This is a genomic window from Oerskovia turbata (assembly GCF_000718325.1).
Lineage (GTDB): Bacteria > Actinomycetota > Actinomycetes > Actinomycetales > Cellulomonadaceae > Oerskovia > Oerskovia turbata.
On record NZ_JOFV01000002.1, the window covers coordinates 127,303 to 148,271 of the forward strand.

The 20,969-nt window shown below is 71.9% G+C and carries 16 protein-coding genes and 1 tRNA gene; 9 read left to right on the top strand and 8 right to left on the bottom strand.

Annotated features, from left to right (window positions below; genetic code table 11):
* Positions 1 to 50 precede the first annotated feature (50 nt).
* Positions 51 to 1,358 carry an MFS transporter gene (locus IE95_RS0102095; protein WP_084689709.1) on the bottom strand — a complete coding sequence of 436 codons (1,308 nt, stop codon included), beginning with the start codon at positions 1,356 to 1,358 and terminating at the stop codon, positions 51 to 53.
* A 188-nt stretch (positions 1,359 to 1,546) separates the two neighbouring features.
* Here IE95_RS0102095 and IE95_RS0102100 point away from each other — a divergent pair.
* From IE95_RS0102100 to IE95_RS0102115, 4 genes are all read left to right on the top strand, one after another.
* A tRNA-Arg gene (locus tag IE95_RS0102100) sits at positions 1,547 to 1,619 on the top strand.
* A 148-nt stretch (positions 1,620 to 1,767) separates the two neighbouring features.
* Complete coding sequence (locus IE95_RS0102105; protein ID WP_030149974.1) at positions 1,768 to 2,931, top strand: N(5)-(carboxyethyl)ornithine synthase; 1,164 nt, start codon at positions 1,768 to 1,770, stop codon at positions 2,929 to 2,931.
* A gap of 22 nt (positions 2,932 to 2,953) precedes the next feature.
* The gene (locus IE95_RS0102110) at positions 2,954 to 3,580 is read left to right on the top strand and encodes a CYTH domain-containing protein (RefSeq protein WP_030149975.1); all 627 of its coding nucleotides are present in this window, start codon (positions 2,954 to 2,956) and stop codon (positions 3,578 to 3,580) included.
* Positions 3,581 to 3,698: 118 nt separating this feature from the next.
* Entirely contained in the window at positions 3,699 to 5,399 is a 1,701-nt protein-coding gene (locus tag IE95_RS0102115; RefSeq protein WP_030149976.1) for a cation:proton antiporter, read from the top strand.
* Between the two features lie 9 nt (positions 5,400 to 5,408).
* Here the strand turns inward: IE95_RS0102115 and IE95_RS0102120 are convergent, their stop codons facing one another.
* The 3 genes from IE95_RS0102120 to IE95_RS0102130 all read right to left on the bottom strand — a co-directional run bounded on the left by IE95_RS0102120 (position 5,409) and on the right by IE95_RS0102130 (position 9,008).
* Positions 5,409 to 6,200, bottom strand: coding sequence for a M15 family metallopeptidase (locus IE95_RS0102120; protein WP_129429423.1), 792 nt, complete (start codon positions 6,198 to 6,200; stop codon positions 5,409 to 5,411).
* A gap of 217 nt (positions 6,201 to 6,417) precedes the next feature.
* Entirely contained in the window at positions 6,418 to 7,527 is a 1,110-nt protein-coding gene (locus IE95_RS0102125) for a hemolysin family protein (protein WP_030149978.1), read from the bottom strand.
* The gene (locus IE95_RS0102130; protein ID WP_206053314.1) at positions 7,524 to 9,008 is read right to left on the bottom strand and encodes a hemolysin family protein; all 1,485 of its coding nucleotides are present in this window, start codon (positions 9,006 to 9,008) and stop codon (positions 7,524 to 7,526) included. The genes IE95_RS0102125 and IE95_RS0102130 overlap by 4 nt, the downstream gene beginning before the upstream one ends.
* A gap of 219 nt (positions 9,009 to 9,227) precedes the next feature.
* On the opposite strand from IE95_RS0102130, the gene IE95_RS0102135 reads away from it, so the two are divergent.
* The 3 genes from IE95_RS0102135 (at position 9,228) to IE95_RS0102145 (ending at position 15,250) form a co-directional block, all read left to right on the top strand.
* Entirely contained in the window at positions 9,228 to 9,989 is a 762-nt protein-coding gene (locus tag IE95_RS0102135; protein WP_225227495.1) for a response regulator transcription factor, read from the top strand.
* Positions 9,986 to 11,140: a sensor histidine kinase gene (locus IE95_RS0102140; protein WP_084689712.1), complete on the top strand. Its 1,155-nt coding sequence runs from the start codon at positions 9,986 to 9,988 to the stop codon at positions 11,138 to 11,140. Before IE95_RS0102135 ends, IE95_RS0102140 begins: the two co-directional genes overlap by 4 nt.
* A 255-nt stretch (positions 11,141 to 11,395) precedes the next feature.
* Complete coding sequence (locus tag IE95_RS0102145) at positions 11,396 to 15,250, top strand: multifunctional oxoglutarate decarboxylase/oxoglutarate dehydrogenase thiamine pyrophosphate-binding subunit/dihydrolipoyllysine-residue succinyltransferase subunit (protein ID WP_030149982.1); 3,855 nt, start codon at positions 11,396 to 11,398, stop codon at positions 15,248 to 15,250.
* Positions 15,251 to 15,335: 85 nt separating this feature from the next.
* Here the strand turns inward: IE95_RS0102145 and IE95_RS0102150 are convergent, their stop codons facing one another.
* The gene (locus IE95_RS0102150; RefSeq protein ID WP_030149983.1) at positions 15,336 to 16,331 is read right to left on the bottom strand and encodes an aldo/keto reductase; all 996 of its coding nucleotides are present in this window, start codon (positions 16,329 to 16,331) and stop codon (positions 15,336 to 15,338) included.
* Positions 16,332 to 16,477: 146 nt separating this feature from the next.
* Between IE95_RS0102150 and IE95_RS0102155 the strand changes: the two genes are divergently transcribed.
* Both IE95_RS0102155 and IE95_RS0102160 read left to right on the top strand, forming a co-directional pair.
* Entirely contained in the window at positions 16,478 to 17,392 is a 915-nt protein-coding gene (locus IE95_RS0102155; protein WP_030149984.1) for an aldose 1-epimerase family protein, read from the top strand.
* A gap of 185 nt (positions 17,393 to 17,577) precedes the next feature.
* Positions 17,578 to 18,183 carry a GDSL-type esterase/lipase family protein gene (locus IE95_RS0102160; RefSeq protein ID WP_030149985.1) on the top strand — a complete coding sequence of 202 codons (606 nt, stop codon included), beginning with the start codon at positions 17,578 to 17,580 and terminating at the stop codon, positions 18,181 to 18,183.
* A gap of 195 nt (positions 18,184 to 18,378) precedes the next feature.
* Here the strand turns inward: IE95_RS0102160 and IE95_RS0102165 are convergent, their stop codons facing one another.
* Genes IE95_RS0102165 through IE95_RS0102175 form a run of 3 tightly spaced genes read right to left on the bottom strand, consistent with a single transcriptional unit; the run spans position 18,379 to position 20,851 of the window.
* Positions 18,379 to 19,272: a DUF4097 family beta strand repeat-containing protein gene (locus IE95_RS0102165; RefSeq protein ID WP_084689714.1), complete on the bottom strand. Its 894-nt coding sequence runs from the start codon at positions 19,270 to 19,272 to the stop codon at positions 18,379 to 18,381.
* Positions 19,269 to 19,871: a PadR family transcriptional regulator gene (locus IE95_RS0102170; protein WP_030149987.1), complete on the bottom strand. Its 603-nt coding sequence runs from the start codon at positions 19,869 to 19,871 to the stop codon at positions 19,269 to 19,271. The genes IE95_RS0102165 and IE95_RS0102170 overlap by 4 nt, the downstream gene beginning before the upstream one ends.
* Complete coding sequence (locus IE95_RS0102175) at positions 19,871 to 20,851, bottom strand: DUF4097 family beta strand repeat-containing protein (RefSeq protein ID WP_084689715.1); 981 nt, start codon at positions 20,849 to 20,851, stop codon at positions 19,871 to 19,873. Before IE95_RS0102175 ends, IE95_RS0102170 begins: the two co-directional genes overlap by 1 nt.
* Between the last annotated feature and the right edge of the window lie 118 nt (positions 20,852 to 20,969).

Below are 20,969 nucleotides of genomic sequence, written 5' to 3' on the forward strand. Positions count from 1 at the left end.
AGCGAGCGACGCCAGGGCTGTGCGTCGCCGTCCGCGGACCGCGACGAGGGTCACCCCCGCCGAGCACGCGGAGCCCACGTGTCCTCGATCATCACGGGCCGGCACCCCGCGACCGCGGCGACGAGAATCACCACCAGGGTGCCGAACAGGACGACGAACGTGCTGTCCCACGTCCCGCTGCGCCCGTACAGGATGCCCGCGGTCAGCGGCCCGGCCCCCGCGATGAGGTACCCCACACCCTGCACGAACCCGGACAGCGCGACGGCGCCGGCCGAGGTGCGGCTGCGCAGGTTGATGAGCGCGAGCCCCAGCGGGAACGTCGAGGCCCCGAGCCCCGCGAGCACGACCCACACCCAGGTGGCGGGGCCGGCCTGGGCGCCCATGAGCCCGGCGTAGCCGACCGCGAGCATCGCGACGAAGAGCACGACCAGCAGGTACGGGTTGCGCATCCGGGCCGCGAGCAGCGGCGTGACGATCGACATGGGCATGCCGACGAACGCGTAGAGCGCGAGCGCGCTCGCCGCGACCGGCTCGGACATGCCCGAGTCGATCAGGACGTGCGGCAGCCACGCGAACATGACGTACGTGTTGACCGAGTTCAGGCCGAACATGCCCGCGATGCCCCACGCGAGCGGGCTGCGCCACGCACGCCCCTCGTGACGGTGCCGCCCGTCGAGGCCCACCGTGTGCTCGGGCGAGTGCTCGAGCACCGACGCGAGCTCGGCGCGGGCGCGGGCCGAGCGGGCGATCACCACGGTCCACGGCACGGCCGCGAGCAGCCCCACGAGCGCCCAGCCGCCCAGGGCCGGACGCCAGCCCAGCGACGAGGCGATGCCCACCACGAGCAGAGGCGGGATCGCGGTGCTCAGCGAGAGCGTCACGGTGTACACCGCGGTCACGGCCCCGATCCGGTCCGGGAAGTACCTCTTGACCAGGGGCGGGAGCAGCACGTTGCCCATGCCCATGCCCGCGAGCGCCACAGCGGTCCACACCAGGAAGGACGGGGCCGTGCTCGACAGCGACCGCAGGATCTCCCCGACCGAGCTCACGACCAGGGCGGCGACGAGCGTCGGCTCGAGCCCGAACCTGCGCGACAAGACCGGGACGAGCGAGCCGAAGACCGCGAACGCGATGACCGGGACCGTGCCCAGCAGGCCCGCCACCTGGTCGCTCAGGTCGATGTCGGTCCGGACCACGTCCAGGATCGGGGAGACCGAGGCGACCGCGATCCGCAGGTTGAACGCCGCGAGGACGATCCCGGCAAGGACGACGAAGCGCCCCTTCCACGGGCGGTGCGCGTCGTCGGGCGTGCTGTCGGGGGTGCTGTCGGGGGTCGAGCTCGAGTCCTGGCGATCCACTCCAGGAGGGTACGCATCCGTTTCCCGGGGCACCCGTCCCGGAGGGGGTTCCGGGCTGGTGAGTCCGGTCACGCCGGCCCCTCGGGGCCGGGCGTCCCGGACGCCTCCCGGCAGGTGGGAGCACGAACCCACCGGAGACTGGTAGTCTCGTGCACCGTGCCGGATGCTCGTCAGAGCGAACGCATGCTGCCCTCGTAGCTCAGTGGATAGAGCGTCTGCCTCCGGAGCAGAAGGTCGTAGGTTCGAGTCCTATCGAGGGCACCGCAGACCAAGCCCCTGGACCCCTCGGTCCAGGGGCTTCGTCGTGCCCGGGAACCACCGAGACCTGGACCGGGGTGGTCCCTGCGCCCCGCGCACCCGTGTAGCGTCCGCACTACTGGGCCACCGTGGTCTCGTTGACGGGACAAGCGTGACAACAGCATCGAACGACACCATCCTCGGCCTCCTCGGGAGGTCGCGGAAGCCCGACGAGCACCGGCTCCCCCTCCACCCCGACCACCTCGAGCGCATCGCCCCCGAGCTCCGGTCGCGGATCGTCGTCGAGCAGGGGTACGGCGAGCGCTTCGGCGTGAGCGACGAGCAGATCGCCCCCTGGGTCCGCTCCCTGGGCACCCGCGCCGAGGTCGTCGAGGCCGCCGACGTGATCCTGCTGCCCAAGCCACAGCTCGAGGACCTGCGCGACCTGCGCCCCGGCCAGACCCTGTGGGGCTGGCCGCACTGCGTCCAGGACCGCGACCTGACCCAGGTCGCGATCGACGAGCGGCTCACGCTCGTCGCGTTCGAGGCCATGCACCACTGGGCGGCGGACGGCGGGTTCGGCCTGCACGTCTTCCACAAGAACAACGAGATGGCCGGCTACTGCTCGGTGCTGCACGCGCTCGAGCTGTGCGGGTCGACGGGTGACTACGGCAGGCGCCTGACCGCCGTGGTCATCGGCTTCGGCGCCACCGCCCGCGGAGCCGTCACGGCTCTCAACGCGCACGGCATCCACGACGTCCGCGTGCTGACCAACCGCCGGGTCGCCGCGGTCGCGGCGCCCATCCACTCGGCGCAGATCGTGCAGTTCGACCACGACGACGCGCCGTACCTCAGCGAGGTCATCACGGACGAGGGCCGCCTCCCGCTCGCCCCGTTCCTCGCCGAGAGCGACATCGTCGTCAACTGCACCCTGCAGGACCCCAACGCGCCCCTGCTCTACCTGCGCACCTCGGACCTGGGGGCGTTCCGGCCGGGCAGCCTGATCGTGGACGTGTCGTGCGACGAGGGCATGGCGTTCGACTGGGCGCGCCCGACCACGTTCGCCGACCCGCTGGTCACGGTCGGCGAGAACGTCAGCTACTACGCGGTGGACCACAGCCCCTCGTACCTGTGGAACTCGGCGACGTGGGAGATCAGCTCGGCGGTCCTGCCGTTCCTCCCGGCGGTCATGGCGGGTCCGGCGGGCTGGGACGCCAACGAGACGGTCCGCCGAGCGATCGAGGTGCGCGACGGCGTCGTCCTCAACCCCGCGGTGCTCGAGTTCCAGCACCGCGAGGCCGCGTACCCGCACCGCCTGGTCCCGGCCCAGCCGTGAGCGACCGCGTACGGTATGTCCTATGACGGACGGTGGTAACGGAGACTTCGAGTTCGAACGTCGCTTCCTCGTGAAGGACGTCCCGGTCGACCTGCTCGACGCGCCCGCGCTCATCGTGCAGAGCTACTTCCTGGCCGAGGACGGCTACGCGCTGCGCCTGCGCGCCCAGGCGAGCGCGACGGCCGCCGACCTCAGCGCCGCCACGTCGCCCCTGAGCGTCCTGGACCGGCACACCTTCGACTTCTGCGCACTGACGGTCAAGGGCCCGCAGGTGGGCGGCACCCGCTACGAGGCCGAGCGTGAGGTCGACGTCAACGTCGGGGTCGAGATGATCCGCCGCGGGGGCGGCCGCATCGTCAAGACCCGCTACTCGGCGTGGCTCGGGGCGGACGGCTGGGTCATCGACGTGTTCGGCGGCGCGAACCATCCGCTCGTCATCGCGGAGTGCGAGCGGTCGGGCCCGGTCGTGGACCTCCAGATCCCGGACTTCTGCGTCACCGAGATCACCGACGACCGCCGGTTCTCGAACGACTCGCTCTCGCACACCCCGTACTCGGCGTGGGCCGGGTCGTTCGCCGCCGAGCTGGCGGTGTCCGGGCCGCGGTTCCGTCAGGACTTCGGGCACAACGCCCACCTGCCCACCGAGTAGGTCCGACGCCGGAGCACCGGTCGCGAGGACAGCGGACAGGTGGGTGCACCCGGCGGGGAACACGCCGTCGGGCCTCCCTCCCGCGCCGTCCCGGCCGAGCCGACGGACAATGCAGGGCATGGACGAGGCCGTCGTACTACTGGTCATCACCGGCGCGCTGGCCGTCACGGCTGCCGCACGGCACTGGGACCTGCCCGCCCCCCTCGTGCTCGTCACGGTGGGTCTGGGCGTCTCGCTGATCCCCGGCGTCCCCCACATCGAGCTCGAACCCGACGTCCTCCTCGGCGTGATCCTGCCGCCGCTGCTCTTCTCGGCGGCCACCGGCAGCTCCTACCAGGACTTCCGGTCGTCGCTCCACGCGATCGTGCGCCTCGGCGTCGGGCTCGTGATCGTCACGGCGCTCGCCGTCGCATGGGTCGCGACGCTCCTGCTGCCCGACCTGCCGTTCGCTGCCGCTCTCGTGCTGGGGGCCGTCGTCGCACCGCCCGACGCCGTCTCCGCCGCCGCCGTCGGGCGCCGCCTCGGCCTACCCCGACGCGTCATGACGCTCCTCGGCGGCGAGAGCCTCATCAACGACGCGACGTCCCTCACGCTCTACAAGGTCGCCCTCGCCGGCGTCGCCACGGGCGCGTGGGTGTGGACCGAGGGCATCGGCGTCTTCACGCTCGCCGTCGTCGTCGGCGTGGGCGTCGGGCTCGTCATGGGCATCGGGATGCACGCCGCGCGGCTGCGGCTCGCCGACCCTCTCCTGACGAGCGTCGCCGGGATCATCCTCCCGTTCGCGGCCTACTGGATCGCCGAGGAGCTCAGCGGCTCGGGCGTGCTGGCCGTCGTCGCCGCAGGCCTCTACCTCGGACACACCGCGCCGACCGCGGGCTACGAGACACGCCTCGTCGAGGAACCCCTGTGGGACAGCCTCGACCTGCTGCTCGAAGCCATCACGTTCGCGCTCATCGGTCTCCAGCTCAAGTTCGTCGTCGAGACCGTCGTGGACTCCGACGAAGGGCTGCGGACCGCGATCTGGGTGTCCCTCGCTGCCCTCGTCGTGACCATGGCCGTCCGTCCCCTGTACGTCTTCGCCACGGCCTGGCTCGACCGCGTCCACCTGCCCGGCTCGACACGCTCGCGCGCCGACCGGCTCGACTGGCGCGAGTCCCTCGTGGTCTCCTCGGCCGGCATGCGGGGCGTCGTGACGCTCGCCGCCGCGGCCGCCATCCCCGCGACGCTCGGCGGGGCCGAGTTCCCCGGCCGCGCGACCATCCAGCTCGCGGCCTTCACGGTCGCGATCGGGACGCTCCTGCTGCAGGGCGTGACGCTGCCGTGGGTCATCCGGAGGCTCGAGGTCGGGGGCGAGGACGAGGCCGCGAGCGACGCCGCCGAGGAGGCCCGCGTCCGTCGGCTCATGGCCGACGCCCAGGCCCGGACCATCGCGCACGCCGCCCGGGAGTGGGCGCCCGTGATCGGCGAGGAGAAGGCCGAGGCGACCCGGGCCGCCATGTCCGCCGCGATCCTCGGACGCGCCCAGGCCGCGGCCCGCCTGCTCTCGCCCGAGTCGGCGGCCGAGGAACCCGTCGAGCAGGGTCCCGTCCGCGCGCGTCCCACTGGCGGGCGGGCGTATCCCGTGGCCAGGCGCGGCGACCGGTCGCAGGACCTGCGCCGGCTCAACGACCTGCGCGCCGACATGAACAGGGCCCAGCGCCAGGTGCTGGTCGACGAGCGCGACGCCGGACGCCTCAACGAGGCCGTCATGCGCAGGATCCTGCGCGAGCTGGACATCGAGGCCGAGGCGCTCGCCGGGTCCTGGGTCAACCGGATCTGACGGGCTCCGTCAGGTGGGGCCGCCGAGCTCCACGACGCCCTCGGTGAACTCGAAGTGCCACGGCTCGTAGGCCCCGCCACCGCCGCGCTTGGCCCACGACGGGTTGGCCCAGCCGTACAGGCCACCGTTCTTGTTGATCCACGAGTAGACCTCGCGGTTGCCCGTCTCGCTCGAGCACAGGTCGATCGCCAGGCCCCACCCGTGGAACGACGTGCCCGGCTTGGCCGCGAACGCCCCGCGCGAACCCTTGAGAGAGACCTGCGACGCGATCGTGCGGTAGCTCGAGACCAGGCACATGTCCCGTCCGAACGTCGACCGGAAAGCCTCGTTCATGGCCGACAGCGCGACCGCCGCATCCGGCCGCAACGACTCCCCCGGCTGCCACAGGTCGCACAGCTCGTGGCCCGTGAGCCTGCCGTTGGCGCTGGTCGTCCTGACCGTCGGGTCGCAGTCCGGCAGCGGGGCGCGCTCGACCGAACGGCTCGCGGCCTGCGCCCGACCGTCGATCTTCGGGGCAGCGGCGACGTACTCGGACGTCGGCTCGGCCGCGGTCGGGTTGTTGACGAGGTCCAGGGCGCTCGGCCCGGTCGGCTTGCCGTCCGGGCCGAAAGGCGCGGCCGGCCCGTCCTGCGCGCCTGCCGAGAGCGGCATCGCGATCGTCGCGACCGCGAGCGTCCCCAGGACAGCCATGCGGGGCGCCCAGCGCTGGTGCGACGGGATCTCCGCCCGACGGCGCCCCTTGTGCCCGCTCTCCGCCTCACGTCGAGCGCGACGGGAGTCGGAGGACTGGGACGTCGACACCGACTCCACCGGACCTCCGCTCGAAGAGACGCCCGGGACACCTCATGGTGGCCGGAGCGGCACAGACGACAAGAAACGCGCTGCACCTCGCAGAAAGGACGACCCTCCTGTAGGGGAGGAACCGTGCGAGACGAAGCACCGGACACGATATCCGCGGGCGCCGGGGAAGCCAAGTCCCCTGTTCAACGGGCTGAGGGCCACCCGTCCTCGACCACGATCAGTGCACCCGCCGCTGCATCGCGTCGCGCACCTCGCCCACGAGCTCCTCCAGGATGTCCTCGAGGAAGACGACACCCAGCGCACCCCGTGCACCGACCGGCGCGACGCCGTCGGGCAGCGCGGGGACGTCGGCGACGCCGTCCTCTCGCGCCGGCACCCCGGGGTCGACACGTGCCAGGTGCGCGCCCGAGCGCTGCATCGCCCGCAGCGCGTCCTCGATCTCGTCGCCCGGCTCGGCCGTCGCGAGCGCACGGACCCGCCACGAGGGGACCGGCCGGAACCGGTCCTCACCGCTCGCGTACAGCACGTCCTTGAGGTGCAGGTAGCCGACGAGCTCGCCGTGCACGTCGGCGACCGGGAAGCGGCTGAAGCCCGTCTTGGCGACTAGACGTTCGATCTCGTCGGGCGTGCACCCCTCGACCACGGTCACGAGACGGTCGACCGGCACCATGACCTCGGCCGCCGTGCGCTCCGAGAACTCGATGGCCCCCGAGAGCAGGCCCTGCTCGTCCTGAAGGATGCCCTCGGCCTGCGAGTGCTCGACGATCGACTGCACCTGCTCGGCCGTGAACACCGACGCGACCTCGTCCTTGGGCTCCACCCCGGTCCAGCGCACCACGTGGTTCGCGAGCCAGTTGAGCGAGACGATGATCGGCTTGAGGATGCGACCCAGCACCACGAGCGGCGGACCGAACCACATGACGGCCTTCTCGGGACCGGACACCGCGAGGTTCTTCGGGACCATCTCGCCGAGGACCACGTGCAGGTAGACCACGATCGCCAGCGCGATCACGAACGCGATGGGATGCGTGAGCGACGGGCTCACGCCCAGGGCGTGCAGCGGCACCTCGATGAGGTGCGCGACGGCCGGCTCCGCGACGACACCCAGCCCCACCGAGCACACCGTGACGCCGAGCTGGGCGCACGCGAGCATGAGCGAGACGTGCTCCATGGCCCACAGGACCGTCTGCGCACGACGGTTGCCCTGCGCGGCGAGCGGCTCGATCGCGCTGCGCCGGGCCGAGATGATGGCGAACTCCGCACCCACGAAGAACGCGTTCGCGGCCAGGAGGAACAACCCCAGGAGAAGGGCAGGGGTCGAGCTCATCGGGCACCTCCCTGCGAACCGTCACCCGGGTGCCGGTCGGCGCTCGACCTGCCCGGCGCTCCGGTGCGCTGGCCCTGCTGGGCACCCTGCTCGACCGCGTCCTGTGCGGCGAGCACACGGACCCGGAGACGCTCGACGCGGCGCCCCTCCATGGCCTCGACGCGCAGCACGACATCGCCGACCCGAACCTCGTCCCCGACCTCCGGCACCCGGCCCAGGTCCGCCATGACGAGTCCTCCGAGGGTCTCGTAGGCGCCGTCCTCGGGCACCACGAGCCCCGTCGACTCCACGAGCTCGTCCGGGCGGACGACGCCCGGCACGATCCACGAACCGTCAGCCCCACGAGCCGTGCCGGCCCGGCGCGGGTCGTGCTCGTCGGCGACGTCGCCCACGAGCTCCTCGACCACGTCCTCCAGGGTCACGACCCCCGAGGTGCCGCCGTACTCGTCCACGACCACGGCCATCTGCAGCCCGAACCCGCGCAGCTCGACGAGCAGCGGCCCCAGCGCGACCGTCTCCGGGACGCGCGGGGCGTCGACCATGAGCGCGGCCGCCGGCACCTCGCCACGGCGCTCGTGGGGCACCCCCACGGCCCGACGCAGGTGCACCAGTCCGAGCACGTCGTCACGGTCCTCGCCGATCACGGGGAAGCGCGAGTGGCCCGAGGTGCGGGCGAGCGCCACGACGTCCTCGGCCGTGTCGTCGCGACGCAGCACCACCATGCGCATGCGGTCCGTCATGACGTCGACCGCGCTGAGCTCGTCGAGCTCGATCGAGTTCGTCAGGAGCATCGCGACCGAGGTGTCCAGGGTGCCCTCCTGGGCCGACCGCTTGACGAGCGCCGCGAGCTCCGACGCCGAGCGCGCGCCCGACAGCTCCTCACGCGGCTCGACGCCCATGCGGCGCAGGATCGCGTTCGCGGACCCGTTGAGCACCGAGATCACCGGTCGGAAGAGCTTGGTGAACTGGCGCTGGACCGGGACCACCTGTCGCGCGGTGGCGTACGGGGTCGACAGCGCGAAGTTCTTGGGGATGAGCTCGCCGAAGAGCATCGAGAACAGGTTCACGACGACGAGCGCCAGGACCACCGCGAGGACCGTGGCCGCGCTCGCCCCGAGGGCCGTGCTGCCGAGCGCGTCGCCGATGAGGCTCTGGAGGGCCGGCTGAGCCGTGTACCCGAGCAGGATGGTCGTGATCGTGATGCCGACCTGCGCCGACGAGAGCTCCGTCGAGAGGTGCTTGAGGCCCGCCCGGACGCTGCGGTCACGGCGGCTGCTGCGAGCCTCGGGGACGTCGACCTCCCGCACGCCACCCGGCACGCCGTCGGTGCCACCCTGCCCGGCGCCGTGGGCCTCGTCGCCGTCCGGCTTGGCCAGGACGGCCGGATCGAGGGTGACGAGCGAGAACTCGCTCGCCACGAAGACTGCTGTCCCTGCGGTCAGGAGCACCCCCAGCGCGACCATCAACCAGTCGCCTACCACGGGGTGCTCCACGGATATCGGGGTGTGCTCTTCATCGTGCCAACGATGGTATCGGCCGAGGGGCCGCCGTCCATCCGTGGCACGACCCGCTCGGGCCGCCGTCCGGCGGCGACGACGTCACACGACCCACGCCCGACACCCACCGGAACACCACAGACATCAGCGGGACTTTCGTCCGTCCTGCGACCATCGACGCCCCGGTTGTGCCACGCTGGTGCCATGACAGCCAGCGCATTCCCCACCGGCACCGGCGCGACGAGCGCTGGTGGACCCGCAGGCACACCCGCGCAGTCCGCGAACATCCTCGTCGTCGAGGACGAGCCGGCCATCGCCACGGCCATCGCCCAGCGCCTGAGCGCCGAGGGCTGGCGCGTCGAGGTCGCACGGGACGGCCTGTCGGGCGTCGAGGCGGCGACGCGCCTGCGCCCCGACGTGATCGTGCTCGACGTGATGCTGCCGGGCATCGACGGCCTCGAGGTCACGCGCCGCATCCAGGCCGAGCAGCCCGTGCCGATCCTCATGCTCACCGCGCGCGACGACGAGACCGACATGCTCATCGGGCTCGGCGTCGGCGCCGACGACTACATGACCAAGCCCTTCTCGATGCGCGAGCTCGTCGCCCGGGTCAAGGCGCTGCTCCGGCGCGTCGACCGCGCGGCCCAGGCGGCGACGTCGACCCCCACGGACCCGCCCATGGTCGTCGGCGACGTCGTGATCGACCGCGCCCAGCGGCGCGTGCACCGCGCGGGCGAGGAGGTCCACCTGACCCCGACCGAGTTCGAGCTGCTCGTCATGCTGGCCAGCTCGCCCAAGACCGTGCTCACGCGCGAACGGCTCCTCGCCGAGGTCTGGGACTGGGCCGACGCGAGCGGTACCCGCACGGTCGACTCCCACATCAAGGCGCTGCGCCGCAAGCTCGGACCCGACCTGATCCGCACGGTCCACGGGGTCGGGTACGCGTTCGAGCCCCCGGTCGCGTGACCTCCGGCCCCCGGACCATCCGCCCCCACCTCCCGGACGTCCGGCCCCTCGACTCGTTCCGGTCGCTCAAGATCAAGCTCGGCGTGCTGGTCTTCGCGACCGTCACGCTCGCGGTCCTCATCACCTGGCTCGGTCAGCAGAACAAGCTCGGCCCCACCCGCACGTTCCCGCTGGCGATCGTGCTCTCGCTCCTGCTCACGCAGATCCTCGCGCGCGGCATGACCTCGCCCCTGCGCGAGATGACGGCGGCCGCACAGTCCATGGCTGACGGCGACTACACCCGGCGCGTGCGCGCGACGAGCCGTGACGAGGTGGGCCAGCTCGCGGTCGCGTTCAACATCATGGCCGAGGACCTGGCGTCCTCCGACCAGATGCGTCGCGAGCTCATCGCGAACGTGTCGCACGAGCTCCGCACACCGATCGCGGCGCTCCAGGCCCAGCTCGAGAACGTCGTCGACGGCGTGAGCGAGGCGAACCCGGCGACCATGGAGATGGCGCTCGCCCAGACCGAGCGCCTGACCCGCCTCGTGACGTACCTCCTGGACCTGTCCCGGATCGAGGCGGGCGCTGCGGCCCTCAGCTTCCAGGACATCCCGCTCGGCGACTTCCTGGAGGAGAACGCCGACGCCGTCTCGATGGTCGAGGCCGGCAAGCAGCTCCAGTACGTGGTCGACGTGACCCCCGAGGACCTCACGCTGCCCGCAGACCCCGAGCGACTGCGCCAGATCATCACCAACCTGCTCCAGAACGCGATCCGGCACTCACCCCAGCACGGAGAGATCCGGCTCGAGGCCTACCCCGTCGACGACGACGTCGTGATCGAGGTCATCGACCAGGGCCCGGGCATCGCGAAGAAGGACCGCGAGCGGATCTTCGAACGCTTCGCGCGGGGCAACGCCCCCTCGCAGGGCCACTCGTCGACCGGCGGGACCGGGATCGGGCTCGCGATCGTGCGCTGGGCGGTCGACCTGCACGGCGGGCGCATCGAGGTCGCGGACTCCCTGCAGGGCGCGACCATGCGCCTGACCTTCCCGGCACACCCCCGGCCACACACGACGGGCCTCCCGGACGACCTGCCGGAGATCCTGGGGCACCCCGGCACGCCTCGTCCGAACGACCCCGAGCGGCGCCCCTCCGACACCGCCGAGTGAGACCTTCGTCACACTCGGTGGCCGGCATACCCGGCGATGGTCTAAACGACCTGACCTTTGGTCAGGGAACAGGTCGCTGTTGCCCCCCTGTTTGCCTCTGGCAGACGTCCCGTGAAGAACCGGCCGACACCCTGTGCGCCTTCGCCGGTCAAGGCTCGGTCGAGCGGGCAGGAGGGCCTAGGCTTGACGGGTCCGGTTCCGGACTAGGTACCCGATATCCAGTGACGATCAGTGGTGAAAGTGGGCGATCCTCGCGTGTCCCCGAAGGCTGAGTCAGAGTCGATCAGCGCAGCAAGCTCTGTGTTCGGCGCCAACGAATGGCTCGTCGACGAGCTCTACGAGCAATACCTCAAGGACAAGAACGCGGTCGACCCCGCGTGGTGGGAGTTCTTCGCGGACTACCGTCCCGGGGACAAGGCGAGCGAGGTGAACGGGAGCAGCGTCACCGCCGCCCCCGCCGCAGGAACCTCGACGCCCACCGTCGCGACCCCGGCCCCCGCGGTCCAGATCCCGGCGGAGGCACCGGCCACGCCGTCGGCCCGCTCCACGAGCGCCGTGCCCGCGACCGACGGCTCTGCCGCCGGCGAGTCCGCACAGCGCCCCAAGTCCCCCGTGGTCCCCGCCGACCCGACCGTCAACGCCGCGATCGCAGCCGTGAAGGCCAACCGCCCGGTCGCGACCGCGCAGCCCGCCACGGCCCCGTACGCAGCCGTGGCCGCCGCGAAGTCGAAGTCCGACACGCCCGACGCCGCGGACGACGTGCAGAAGCTGCGCGGCCCCGCCGCGCGCGTCGTCGTGAACATGGAGGCGAGCCTCGAGGTCCCCACCGCGACCTCCGTGCGCGCCGTTCCGGCCAAGCTCATGGTCGACAACCGCATCGTGATCAACAACCACCTCGCCCGTGGGCGCGGCGGCAAGATCTCGTTCACGCACCTCATCGGGTACGCGCTCGTCGAGGCCCTCGGCGAGATGCCGGCCATGAACGCGAGCTACACGCAGCTCGACGGCAAGCCCGCGGTGAACAACCCGGCGCACGTCAACTTCGGTCTCGCGATCGACCTCGCCAAGCCGGACGGCACCCGCCAGCTCCTCGTGCCGAGCGTCAAGAAGGCCGAGCAGATGGACTTCGCCCAGTTCTGGGCGGCCTACGAGGACCTGGTCCGCCGGGCCCGCGGCAACAAGCTCACGGTCGACGACTTCGCCGGCACGACGATCTCGCTCACCAACCCGGGCGGCATCGGCACCGTGCACTCGGTCCCGCGCCTCATGCAGGGCCAGGGCACGATCATCGGCGTCGGCGCCATGGACTACCCCGCGGAGTTCGCGGGCGCCTCGGTCGAGCAGCTCGCCCGCCTGGGTGTCTCGAAGGTCCTGACGATCACGTCGACCTACGACCACCGCATCATCCAGGGCGCCCAGTCCGGCGAGTTCCTGCGCATCCTCGGGACCAAGCTGATCGGTGAGGACGGCTTCTACGACCGCGTCTTCGCCGCGCTGCGCATCCCCTACGAGCCCGTCCGCTGGACCCGCGACAACACCACGGACGCCGAGATCGAGGCGGCCAAGCCCGCCAAGATCGCCGAGCTCATCCACTCGTTCCGCTCGCGCGGCCACCTCATGGCCGACACGGACCCGCTCGCCTACCGCCAGCGCAAGCACCCCGACCTGGACGTCCAGACCCACGACCTCACGCTGTGGGACCTCGACCGCAGCTTCCCGACCGGTGGTTTCGGCGGCAAGACCAAGTCGACGCTGCGCGACATCCTCGGCCTGCTGCGCGACTCGTACTGCCGCTCGATCGGCATCGAGTACATGCACCTCGCGGACCGCGCCCAGCGTCGCTGGCTCCAGGAGCGCCTCGAGTCCGGGTACGCCCGCACCCCGCGCGAGGACCAGCTGCGCATCCTGCGCCGCCTGAACTCGGCAGAGGCGTTCGAGACGTTCCTGCAGACCAAGTTCGTCGGCCAGAAGCGCTTCTCGCTCGAGGGCGGCGAGTCCGTCATCCCGCTGCTCGACGCCGTCCTGTCCAAGGCGGCCGACAGCGGCCTCGACGAGGTCTGCATCGGCATGGCCCACCGTGGCCGCCTCAACGTCCTCGCGAACATCGCGGGCAAGAGCTACGCGCAGATCTTCGCCGAGTTCGAGGGCAACCAGGACCCCAAGAGCGTCCAGGGCTCGGGCGACGTCAAGTACCACCTCGGCACCGAGGGCACGTTCTCGGCCGAGTCGGGTGCGCAGACGCGCGTCTACCTCGCGGCCAACCCCTCGCACCTCGAGGCGGTCGACCCCGTGCTCGAGGGCATCGTGCGCGCCAAGCAGGACCGCATCGACCTGGGCGGCGACGGGTTCTCCGTCCTGCCGATCCTCATCCACGGCGACGCGGCCTTCGCGGGCCAGGGCGTGGTCCCCGAGGTCCTGAACCTCGCGCAGCTGCGCGGTTACCGCACGGGCGGCACGATCCACGTCATCATCAACAACCAGGTCGGCTTCACCACGGGCCCGTCCTCGTCGCGCTCGACGCTCTACTCGACCGACGTCGCCAAGGGCTACCAGGTCCCGATCTTCCACGTGAACGGTGACGACCCCGAGGCGTGCGTGCGCGTCGCCGAGCTCGCCTTCGCGTTCCGCGAGCAGTTCGACCGTGACGTCATCATCGACATGATCTGCTACCGCCGCCGCGGCCACAACGAGGGCGACGACCCCTCGATGACGCAGCCGCTCATGTACAACCTGATCGAGGCCAAGCGCTCGGTGCGCAAGCTCTACACCGAGAACCTCGTCGCACGCGGCGATATCACGCTCGAAGAGGCCGAGCACGTCCTGCAGGACTACCAGGCCCAGCTCGAGCGTGTCTTCACCGAGACCAAGGAAGGCGGCTTCACGCCGTCGCCCGCCTCGGAGCCCGTCGCGGGCCTCGAGCGACCCGAGTCGCAGCGCGAGGACGCCGGCACGATGGTCGGTTGGAAGACCGCGGTCGACCAGTCGATCATCGAGCGCGTGGGCCAGGTGCACGTCTCACCGCCCGAGGGCTTCACGGTCCACCCCAAGCTCGCGCAGCTCCTCGAGAAGCGCCACCAGATGTCGTCCAACGGCGGCATCGACTGGGGCTACGGCGAGCTGATCGCGTTCGGCTCGCTGCTCGTGGAGGGCACGCCCGTGCGCCTCGCCGGGCAGGACTCGCGTCGTGGCACGTTCGTGCAGCGCCACGCGGTCCTGCACGACCGCGAGACGGGCGCCGAGTGGACGCCGCTGCTGTACCTCTCGGCGGACCAGGCGAAGTTCTGGGTTTACGACTCCTCGCTCAGCGAGTACGCGGCCCTCGGGTTCGAGTACGGCTACTCGGTCGAGCGCCCCGACGCCCTGGTGCTGTGGGAGGCGCAGTTCGGCGACTTCGTCAACGGCGCCCAGACGGTCATCGACGAGTTCATCTCGTCGGCGGAGCAGAAGTGGGGCCAGAACTCCTCGGTCGTCATGCTGCTGCCGCACGGCTACGAGGGACAGGGGCCGGACCACTCCTCGGCCCGCATCGAGCGGTTCCTCCAGCTCTGCGCGGAGAACAACCTCACGGTGGCTCAGCCGTCGACGCCCGCGTCGTACTTCCACCTGCTACGTCAGCAGGCGTACGCCCGCCCGCGCCGCCCGCTCGTCGTCTTCACGCCCAAGCAGCTCCTGCGCCTCAAGGCGGCCGCGTCCGGTGTCGAGGACTTCACGACCGGTACGTTCCAGCCGGTCATCGGGGACACGACGACGAACCCGGCGAACGTCGACCGCGTCCTGCTGTGCACGGGGCGCGTGTACTACGACCTGGTCGCCGAGCGCGCCAAGCGCGGTGACGACAAGACCGCGATCGTGCGGCTCGAGCAGCTCTACCCGCTCGACGTCGACGGCATCCGCGGTGAGCTCGCGAAGTACCAGGGCGCCGAGGTCGTCTGGGTCCAGGACGAGCCCGAGAACCAGGGTGCGTGGTCGTTCGTCCACGTCAACCTGCCCGAGGACCTGCCGCGGGTCCGGGTCGTGTCGCGCCCGGCGTCGGCCTCGACGGCTGCCGGCACGGCCAAGAAGCACCAGGCCCAGCAGGCGGTCCTGATCGAGCAGGCGTTCGCCCGCTGAGCAGACGTTCGCCCGCCGAGCCCCTGAGGGCCACGACGAAGGCCGCCTCCCCCGTCCGGGGAGGCGGCCTTCGTCGTGGCACCGCCTACCAGCGGCCGTGGACCTGCTCCCGCAGGTACTGGTCGTAGATCTCGCGGACCCCCGACGCGAACAGCGGTCCGAGCACGTCCGCGGAGCCGGCCTGGGCGTTGGCGCGCGCCTGCTCGACGTTGCGGGCACCGGGGATCACGGTCGAGACCCCGGGCTGCTGCCAGATCCAGGCGATCGCGGCCTGGGCCGGGGTCGTGTCGGGCCCGAGCACGTCGTGCACGAGCGCGGTGAACTCCCCCGCCGCGGTGAGACCGGTGGCGAAGTCGACCCCGGAGAAGGTCTCGCCGACGTCGAACGCGGAGCCGTCGCGGTTGAAGCTCCGGTGGTCGTTCTCGGCGAAGGTCGTCTCGCGCGTGTACTTCCCGGACAGCAGGCCCGAGGCCAGGGGGACGCGGGCGATGATCCCGACACCCGCGTCCGAGGCCGCGGGCAGCACCTCGTCGAGGGGCTTGAGCCGGAACGCGTTGAGGATGATCTGGACGGTCGCCACGCCGGGGCGCGCGATGGCCGCGAGCGCTTCGTCGACGGTCTCGACGCTCACGCCGTAGGACGCGATCGCCCCCTCGGCCACGAGGGTGTCGAGCGCGTCGTACACCTGGTCGTCGGCGACGACCGAGGACGGCGGGCAGTGGAGCTGGACCAGGTCGAGACGCTCGGTCCGCAGGTTGCGGCGCGAACGGTCCGTCCACTCGCGGAAGTTCTCGAGCGTGTAGCTCGCGGGCTCCTGCGGGGCTCGTCGGCCCATCTTGGTCGCGACCGTGATGCCGGCACCGGGGTTGTCCGCGAGGTAGGACCCGATGATCTCCTCGCTGCGGCCGTCGCCGTAGACGTCGGCGGTGTCGAAGAGGGTCACTCCCGACTCGGCGGAGGCGTCGAGCACGGCGCGGGCGTCGGCCTCGCTGACCTCGCCCCAGTCCGCCCCGAGCTGCCAGGTGCCGAGCCCGACGACCGAGACCAGTCGTCCGGTGCGTCCGAGCACTCGTCGTTCCATGTGTTCCTCCTCGTCCTGCGGGTGGTGCTCCCGTCCCCGGCCGCGCCGGGGACGGTGCGTCGCTGGGCCGTGCGCCCGGGAGGGCGGCACGACCGGGTTCTACTGTCCCTGCTCCTGGGGACTTCCGCACCCAGTAGCGTGTGCACGTGAACATCCATGCACCGTCCGGCATCCAGGTCCGCATCGAGCACGGGGACCACCGTGCCACGCTCACGGAGGTCGGTGCGACCGTCCGGACGTACTCGGTCGCGGGGAGGGACGTCTTCACCCCCTTCTCCGAGGACGAGATCGCCCCTGCGTCGCACGGCGCCGTGCTGCTCCCGTGGCCCAACCGGCTGCGCGACGGGCGGTACACGTTCGACGGTGTGGACCACCAGCTCCCGATCACCGAGGTACCGCGGAGCACGGCCATCCACGGCCTGGTGTGCTGGGAGCGCTGGGACGTCGTCGAGCGGTCGACCTCGGCCGTGACCTTCGAGCTGCACCTCGTCCCGACGCCCGGCTACCCGTTCGACCTCGTCGCGCGCGTGACGTACGCGCTGGACGACGCGGGGCTGCGCGTCAGCGCCCGCACGACGAACGTGGGCACGACCGACGCCCCGTACGGTGTCGGGTTCCACCCGTGGCTGTCGCCGGGTGCGGCGACGGTCGACGAGTGCACGCTGCGCCTCGACGCGCGCACACGCGTCACGACGGACGAGAGGCTGCTGCCCACGGGCACCGAGCCAGCGGCGGGCGAGTTCGACCTGCGCGAGCCCCGCCTGCTCGCGGGCATCGACCTCGACGACGCGTACGTCGACGTCCTGCGGGACGAGGACGGGTTGTCGTGGATGCGTCTGACTGCTCCCGACGGCCGGACGTCCGCGGTGTGGATGGACGCCTCGATGGATACGTGGCAGGTGTGCACGGGCGACCACGTCTCGGCTGCCGGCTACCGGCGCACGGGGGTCGCGGCCGAGCCCATGAGCTGCATCGCGGACGCCTTCCGGACGGGCGAGCGCCTCGTGCGCCTCGCTCCGGGCGCCTCGCACGACGCCGTGTGGGGTGCGACCCTCCTCTGATGCGACGTGGCGCCGGTCACGTCCTGTCCGGCCCGGCACCCGGGCGCCTCTCTCCCCCGGGGCGCCTCCGCACGAGGGAGAGGTCGACGATTCCCGGTCCGGGTCGCACCGACCGGCCGGACATCCCGCACGGGAGCCATGTCGTGACGGACAATGGTGCGCGAGCGAACGAGGAGCACATCACCGTGGGAGAACCTGAAGTACGGATCTGCGTGGTCGGCGACGAGCTGAGTGCGGGTGTCGGCGACGCCAAGGGCCTCGGCTGGGCCGGGCGCGTGGTCGCGCGCACCCGTTTCCCGGGGACGGCGATGGTCTTCCCTCTCGCGATCCCGGGCGAGACGACGACCGCGATGAGCCAGCGCTGGGACGCCGAGACGAGCAGGCGCTTCGACCACGACCCCGAGGCCGACAACCGGCTCGTCCTCGCCCTGGGTCGTCACGACCTCGATGCGGGGCTGTCCGTGGCGCGGTCGCGGCTCAACCTGGCGAACGTCCTCGACGTGGCCGAGCACCGTCGTCTGCCCACGTTCGTCGTCGGGCCGCCGCCTGGCCGGACCGAGGACAACGACCGGGTCGCCGAGCTCTCCGCGGCCTTCGCGGACGTGGCGAACCGCCGCCGCGTGCCGTACGTCGACACCTTCACGCCCCTGGTCACGCACGAGCAGTGGCTCGCGGACCTCGCGACGAGCGGCGGCGGGTATCCGGGGCAGGCGGGCTACGGGCTCATGGCCTGGCTGGTCCTGCACACGGGCTGGCACGCGTGGCTCGGCCTGCCCGACGACGTCGCGTAGCCAGGGCGCCCGGCCCGCCGACGGCGACGCCTGTGTCCGCCGACGGTGACCGAACCGCCGCCGACGGTGACCGACTCGCCCGCCGAGGGTGACCACCCCTCGGCTGCGAGAGCGACGACAGCGGCCTGCGTCCACCCCGTCCAGGGATGACCGCAGGCCGCTGTCTCGTCTCCGGGCGCAGACCGCCCTGGGTCCTCAGCCCCGCGAGACCGTGAGGTTGCCCGAGACCGTGCTGACCGACACGTAGGCGCCGCTCGTGCCCTCGGAGTGGTCCACGGACGTGGTGCGGGACTGCGCGCTGGGGACGGGGGCGCCGTCGAGCACGACCTTGCCGGTGACCGCGCGCGCCTTGAGGTTGACCCCGGCGCCCTCGCTCAGGCGCAGCGTGACGTCGCCCGAGACGGTCTTGGCGGTCACGAGGGGGGTCGTCTCGCGGGCCTCCACCACCACGTCTCCCGTGACCGTGCTGATCGTGACCCGTCCGAGCGCGCCCTCGGCCTCGACGCGCCCCGAGGCCGTGCTGACCTTGACGTCACCCTCGTGCGTCGCGACCGCGACCCGGCCCGCGACGGTCTTGACCGAGAGAGGGCCCACGGTGTCGGTCACGGTGACCGACCCGTCGGCCGTGGTCACGGACACGGGCGCGCGGGTGCCGCTGACCGTCGACGCGGCGCGGGCGGTCGCGATCTTGACGGGCAGGTGGGCCGGGAGCACGACCCGGACGGTGGCCGTGTCCTTGTCCTTGAGGCCGCGCAACCGGTCCACGGCCCCCTCGACGCCGTCGAAGTCGTAGGCGATCTTCAGCTCGCCCGCGTGCGTCGTGACCCGCAGGGGCCGGGGGCTCACGTCGGTCACGTCGACGGTTGCGCCGGACTCCCTGCCCGGGTCGCTCACGACCTCGACCGCCCCGTTCGTGAGGCCCACGACGAGCGACGCCACGTCGGCGACCTCGATCTGCTGCGGTGCTGCGATGACCCAGGACTCGGTTCCCATGTCGTTCTCCTTCGTCGTCTGCGTGTCGTGCCGGTCGTCGTGCTGGTTCGGGTCGTGCGGGTCGTGCGGGTCCGCCGCCTCGGGGCCGCCGGTCACGGCAGCGTCCCCCGGACCGCCCGCCGGGCGGAGTCCAGGACCGTGCGCAGCGTCTCGAGCGTCAGCTCGGTGACCGCGCTGCTCGCGTCGGCACGCCGGAGGTCGGCGCGCACGTCGTCGCGGAACCGTTGCACCATGGCCTCGGCCTCGACGCGTCGGGCGTAGGACTCGCCGCGGCGAGGGTCCGGGGTGGCGGCGGGCCGCGGGCGGACGCGCGCCTCCTGGGCCGCGGCCGCGAGCTCGGCGCGCAGCCCCTGCATCGAGCCCTGGATGTCGGCGCGCAGGGCGTGCGCACGGGTGCGCACGGTCTGGGCGATCCCGTCCTCGAGCGCTGCGACGTCGGCCCGGCGGGCCGCGACCTCGGCCCGACCGGCGGGCGTGAGCTCGTAGGTGGACTTGCGGGCGCTGTCGCTGCGGCGCACGAGCCCCTCCCCCTCGAGCCGGGCGAGGCGCGGGTAGATGGTGCCGGCGCTGGGACGGTAGGTCCCTCCGAAACGGTCGCTCAGCTCGGTCATGAGCTCGTAGCCGTGCTTGGGCCCGGACTCAAGCAGCGCGAGGAGGTAGAGCCGGAGCTCCCCGTGGGCGAAGACGGAGGCCATCAGCGGTCCGCCGGTCCGTCCGCGGGACCGCCACCGGGCGCGCCGGTCCATGTCGCGCGACTGTCCGCGGTGCCCCAGGGGGCACCGTAGCCCGGGTACGCGTCGGTCGGGGCGTCGTCGAACGACCAGGCCGGGGCGCTGTCCGCGACACCGCCGGGTGCGTCCCACGCGACGGCGTCGGTCGGCTCGCCCCGCAGCACCGTGACGTTCCCCGAGACGGAGTTGACCTGGAGCTTCTTGCCCGGGGTCCCGGACGGACCCGCCTGGCGGTAGGAGCCACCGGGCGTGCCGCGGTGCTCGACGCCGTCGACCACGAGGCGACCGCTCACGCAGCGCAGGGTGTAGTCGAGGGCGTCGGGCTCGGGCACCCGCACCAGGACGTCGGCCGAGACGGCGTTGACGTTCATCACGTCGGGCGTCGCGCTCGAGTCGAGCGTGACGTTCCCGGAGACGGTGTTGAGCTTGACGTCGGTCAGCGCGCCCGAGGCCGTGAGGTCGCCCGACACGGAGTCCATGACGAGGGTGCCCACGTGGTCGCGGACCGTGACCTCGCCCGAGACCGTGTCGACGCGGACCGCGCCGGTCGTCTGTGTCGTCATGACCGAGCCGCCCACGGTGGCGACGGAGACCTTCGCCTGGGTCCCGGCGACGAGGCCGTCGCCGCGCACGGTCGCGAGCTTGACCCGGACGTGGGCGGGCACGCCGACGTAGACGTCGGCACGGTCCTTGCCGCGGTAGTTGCGGAACGAGTCGAGGAAGCCCTGCCAGCCGCCCGTGGGCGAGTACCCGACCGTGAGCCGGTCGCCGTCGAGGCGGACCTCGAGCGGACGGCCCTCGATCGAGTGGACCTCGACGCGGACGCCGGGCTCGTCGTGCACCACGACGTCGATGCGTCCGTTGAGCAGGTTCGCGTCGAGGCGGGCCACGGGCCCGACGTCGATCGTCTGCGGACCGGTCACGGTCCAGTTCTCGGTCGCCATGTCTCTCCTCGCGTTCCTGCGGTGTCCCGCCCGGTCCCGTGAACGCGATGTATCGCGTTTCTGATCACACGATATATCGCGTCTTGGACCAGGACAAGCCCCAGATGTGGGAACATGG